The following is a 4,257-nucleotide window of genomic DNA, read 5'->3' on the forward strand; positions in this document are numbered from 1 at the left end:
GCCCGGCGGCGCAGCAGATGGACGGCGGCGCGTCCGGTGCAGGCGGTGAGCGCCTGCGCGGTGAACCCGAGGACCAGGATGCGCGCGGACAGCGCCTGCGCCGGGGCGTACGCCGCCACGAGCGCCCCCAGCGTGAGCCAGGCCACCGCGATCCGCCCGCAGACGGAGGGCAGTTCGTCCAGGATCCCGGCCACCGGCCGGGAGCCGTTCGGGCGCAGCAGCATGGTGACCGCCACCAGCGCGGCGACCAGCAGCGGGCGGTGCTGTGCCCCGGCCGGCGCCAGGGCGCCGGCCAGCGCGGCGAGACCGTCGGCGAGCAGCAGGGGCAGCGGCGAGACGGGCCGGGTGGCGGGCCGCCGGGCCGGGAACCGGAATCCCGCTCCGCTCTCACGCCGCGGCAGGACCGAGACGTGGGCGAACCCGGGCTGCGCGCCGGGGGAGGGGACGGTGCTTTCCGCAGTCACGAGTGGATGGACTCCCTGCACTCGGTGGGCACGACCCGCGCCGGGTGACCGGCTGCGGCGGGCTGCCGGCCGAGCAGGTCGCGGTACACGCCCGCGACCTGCTCGGCCGTGCGCCGCACGTCGTGCGTGGACAGGACGTAACGGCGCCCCTGATGGCCGAGGGACTCCCGCAGCAGCGGGTCGAGCAGCAGCTCCGTGACCGTTGTGGCCAGGGCGGCGGCGTTCTCGGGGGCGACCAGACAACGGGGCGCGAGCGCGGCCGGCAGGCTCTCGCGGGCGCCGTCCACCTCGGTCACCACGACGGGCCGCCCGCAGGCCAGCGCCTCCAGCGGGGCCAGCGCCATGCCCTCCCAGCGCGAGGGCAGGACCACCAGGTCGGCGGCCTGGTACCAGGGGACGACGTCGGCGACGGACCCCGCGAACAGCACGGACTCCGGGGCACGGTGACGCAGCGCTTCGTGGTCGGGGCCGTCGCCGACCAGCGCGAGCCGGGCCCCCGGCACGCGGGCCGCGACGGCGTCCCACGCCGCGAGCAGCACGTCCTGCCCCTTCTGCCGGCACAGCCGTCCCACGCACACCACGAGCGGGACGGCCGGGTCGGTGCCCGGCAGCAGCGCGGCGCGCACGGTGTCGACGGGGGCCGGGTGGAAGCGCTGCGGATCGATGCCGTTGGGGACGACCGTCCACCGCCCGGTGATCCCGGCCCGCTCCCCGGTCGCCCGTTCGGCCTCGCTCACACACACCAGCCGGTCGGCCCACCGTGCCCCGAACCGCTCCCACCCGAGGGCGAGAGTGGCGGTGACCCCGCCGACCGCCTCGAACGACCAGGCGTGCGGCTGGAACACGGTCGGGATCCGCCCTCGTACGGCGAGCCGTCCGGCGAGCCCGGCCTTCGCGCTGTGCGCGTGCACCAGGTCGGGCCGCACCGCGTCGAGGACCCGCCGGAGCCGCCGCACCTCTGCGGGCAGCGAGGGCCCCGGCGCCCGCGACGCCTCCCACCGCCGTACGTCCGCGCCCAGGGACCGCAGGTCCGTGGCGAGGGCGCTGTCGGGGCAGGCCACCGTGACGTGCAGCCCGGCGGCGAGCTGGGCGCGCGTCAGGTCCGTCACGACGCGGGCGACGCCGCCGTCCACGGGTTGGGTGAGGTGCAGGACCCGCGGTCCGACGTCGGGTTCTGGCTGATGCATCGCGCGGTTTCCTCGCTCACGGGTGGCGCTCGGGGACGGGGCGGGAACGCGCCTACTGCTTCCGTGAGTCGACGGCGACGAAGAGCACGCCGGCCCACGCCGCGTCCCGCTGGGAAACGAGCCGGAAGGCCAGCTGGTCACCGCCGCGCCGCAAACCCGCTCGCAGATCGAACACATCGGAGTCGTAACCGAGCGTGTTGGCGTACGCCGGGACACGCGCCGCCGGAGCCGCCCCCGGCTCGCTGATCGTGGAGTTCAACACATCGTCAGATGGATTGACCGGGTCGGAGAGCGCCGAGACGCCCCGCGAGCCGGTCGAGAACGTGATCGAATCACCCGAACGGCCGCGGTCCCCGTCGTAGGCGACCAGCCCCGCCCTGCCGCCCGCGCCGCGCGGGACCGGCACCCCGCGCAGCCGGATCTCCTGCCCCGCGCCCGAGCCGAGCGCCTCGAAGCCGTCCCACACGGCGAGGTGCCGCAACGGCTCCTTCGGGTTCTCGTACGCCACGACCAGCGTCCAGCCGCCCCACGCACCGGCCGCCGACCTGCCCATCGCCACGTTGACCTGCGCCACCGTGTAGAGACCCGCCCCGCTCTCGCGCACCAGCCCCGTGACGTCCGCGGAGGCCTGGAAGGCGTCGGCACCCCGCGCCACCCGGTGGCCGGTGACCGTGTCCGCGAGCACCGCCTTGTACGCGCCCCCCGGCTCGGCGATCAGCACCCGCCCGTTGTCCTTCGGCGGCTTCTGCTCACCGACGCGCAGGTTGCCGCCCCAGTACAGACGCGCGTACGTCACCCGGGAGCCCTCGGGGAGACGGACCTCGGCACGGGAGGAGTTGTAGGTGTTCGGGTCGCGGTCCACATCGACGTACAACATGTCGAAGTCGCCGTTGACCGCGGCCCGCCCCTCCCGGACGGCCTCGCAGGCGGGGGCGGTTCGGCCGGCGGATCCCGGCGCCGTGCGGCAGCTGACGGCCGAGTTGGCCGCGCGGACGATAGCGCCGTGCTGGGTCGCGCGGTACCGCTGGGTGAAGGCGAGGCGCTCGGCCTCCGCGACGGGCGGCGCCGGGGCGGCCAGGGCGCCGCCCGTCGCCCAGAGGGAGGTGAGGGCGAGGACGCCCACCGTCGCACGGCGCAGCAGCGGACCCAGGGAGTGGCGCATGACCGGCGTGACCCTTTCGGAAAAGGTGCGATTTGCTGGCAATAAGCGTGCGGGGGACGGTCCGCAACTCTAATCGCTATCCGGATTAATCCTGAGAAGTCGGTCATGTGTGTCGGAATGGTGAAGCCTGATCCCTCGTCACTTCACCCCATTGGCGGCACAACCCCGGGCGGCGTCACGCGTTGACACAGCGCCGGGCATCCCCGCCCGTGTGCATGTGTCACAAACCCCCAAGGAGCACCTCTCCATGTCGCGTATCGCGAAGGGCCTGGTCCTGACCTCCGTTGCCGCCGCGGCCGTCGCCGGCGCCTCCGGCATCGCCGCCGCCGACAGTGGCGCGAACGGCATCGCCGAGCACTCCCCGGGCGTCGTGTCCGGCAACGTCGTGCAGGTTCCCGTGCACGTCCCGGTCAACGTCTGCGGCAACACGATCAACGTGATCGGCCTGCTGAACCCGGCGTTCGGCAACACCTGCGTCAACGACTGACGTCACCCCGATCCGAGGTCACGACGCGTTCGGCGTCGAACGGCCGCCCTTCCGCCAGGAGGGCGGCCGTTCGCGTTGCCCCGAACGGGCGGAGCGGGCCGCGACACGGCCCGCGGGGCTTGACGGGCCGTCCCACCAGGGGCGATGCACCCCGCGAGGCAGTCGCTGAGTGCGATCTTCGTGTTGCGGAGGGTGAGGCACCCTCTCACGCTGGAGCTGCGTCCTGACGCATATCGAAAGGAACCTCCATGCGTGGTCTGCCCGTTCGGCGTACCGCTCTCACCGCCCTCTGCGCCACCCTCGTTCTCGGCATCGCCGCTCCCACCGCCCTGGCCGCCGACGGCGAAGCGACGCGCGAGCGCACCCATGCGGTGCCGAGCGCGCCCCTCACCGGCGCGGACGCGCTCCTCGCCCGTGCCAGGGTGCTGGACGAGGTCCAGCCGGTGCTCACCCCCGTCACCGACCTGCTCGACACCTCCCTCGGGTCCGGCGGGGACCGGATCGGCGCCGACCGGGCCAGACGCCTGGGCGCCGCCGCCGAGGAGGCCCTCACCGAGGTCACCAAGGCCGCCGCCCCGACCGGGACACCGCCCAGCGCCGGCACCAGGGCGCAGAACCGGGCCGCCGACGTCACGGACGACGTGCTCGCCGACGTGCAGAAACAGGTCGACGCCCTGCTCGCGGCGGCCACCTCCGGTGACGTCGGCCAGATCCTCTCGTCGGCCACGAGCCTGGTGAACGGCCTCACCGACATGGTCATGTCCCTGGTGGACAGCCTGTCCCTGCCGGCCCTGGAGGACCTGCTGCCGGAGCTGGGCGGTGTCCCGGTCGGGGCGGCGGCCTTGGTGACCTCGGTGAGGGCCTCCGCGGCGGCGGCGCCCAGGCGTCTGGCCCGGTCGGCGCCGATCCGGTCCCCGCCGGACCCGAGGGAGGTGTCGAGCAGGTCGGTGACGGGGG

The 4,257-nt window shown here is 74.5% G+C and carries 4 protein-coding genes and 1 pseudogene; 2 read left to right on the top strand and 3 right to left on the bottom strand.

Annotated features, from left to right (window positions below):
- From BZL64_RS27975 to BZL64_RS27985, 3 genes and pseudogenes are all read right to left on the bottom strand, one after another.
- Positions 1-464 (bottom strand): annotated as a pseudogene (locus BZL64_RS27975) (transferase); the annotation flags it as partial.
- On the bottom strand, positions 461-1,651 hold the full coding sequence (locus BZL64_RS27980) for a glycosyltransferase (protein ID WP_086771958.1): 1,191 nt from the start codon (positions 1,649-1,651) through the stop codon (positions 461-463). The gene BZL64_RS27980 and the pseudogene BZL64_RS27975, both read right to left, overlap by 4 nt.
- A gap of 52 nt (positions 1,652-1,703) precedes the next feature.
- Complete coding sequence (locus BZL64_RS27985; RefSeq protein ID WP_086771959.1) at positions 1,704-2,813, bottom strand: DUF3344 domain-containing protein; 1,110 nt, start codon at positions 2,811-2,813, stop codon at positions 1,704-1,706.
- A gap of 247 nt (positions 2,814-3,060) precedes the next feature.
- Between BZL64_RS27985 and BZL64_RS27990 the strand changes: the two genes are divergently transcribed.
- Both BZL64_RS27990 and BZL64_RS27995 read left to right on the top strand, forming a co-directional pair.
- Positions 3,061-3,300, top strand: a complete 240-nt coding sequence (locus BZL64_RS27990) for a chaplin (protein ID WP_086771960.1) — start codon at positions 3,061-3,063, stop codon at positions 3,298-3,300.
- Between the two features lie 248 nt (positions 3,301-3,548).
- On the top strand, positions 3,549-4,257 hold a 709-nt coding region (locus BZL64_RS27995; RefSeq protein WP_086771961.1), incomplete at its 3' end, for a hypothetical protein.

This window comes from Streptomyces bobili (assembly GCF_002154575.1).
Lineage (GTDB): Bacteria > Actinomycetota > Actinomycetes > Streptomycetales > Streptomycetaceae > Streptomyces > Streptomyces bobili.

Excerpts from the sequence above, each read along its gene's own strand:
- BZL64_RS27980 (WP_086771958.1), bottom strand. The coding sequence starts at position 1,651 with ATGCATCAGCCAGAACCCGACGTCGGACCGCGGGTCCTGCACCTCACC.
- BZL64_RS27985 (WP_086771959.1), bottom strand. The coding sequence starts at position 2,813 with ATGCGCCACTCCCTGGGTCCGCTGCTGCGCCGTGCGACGGTGGGCGTC.
- BZL64_RS27990 (WP_086771960.1), top strand. The coding sequence starts at position 3,061 with ATGTCGCGTATCGCGAAGGGCCTGGTCCTGACCTCCGTTGCCGCCGCG.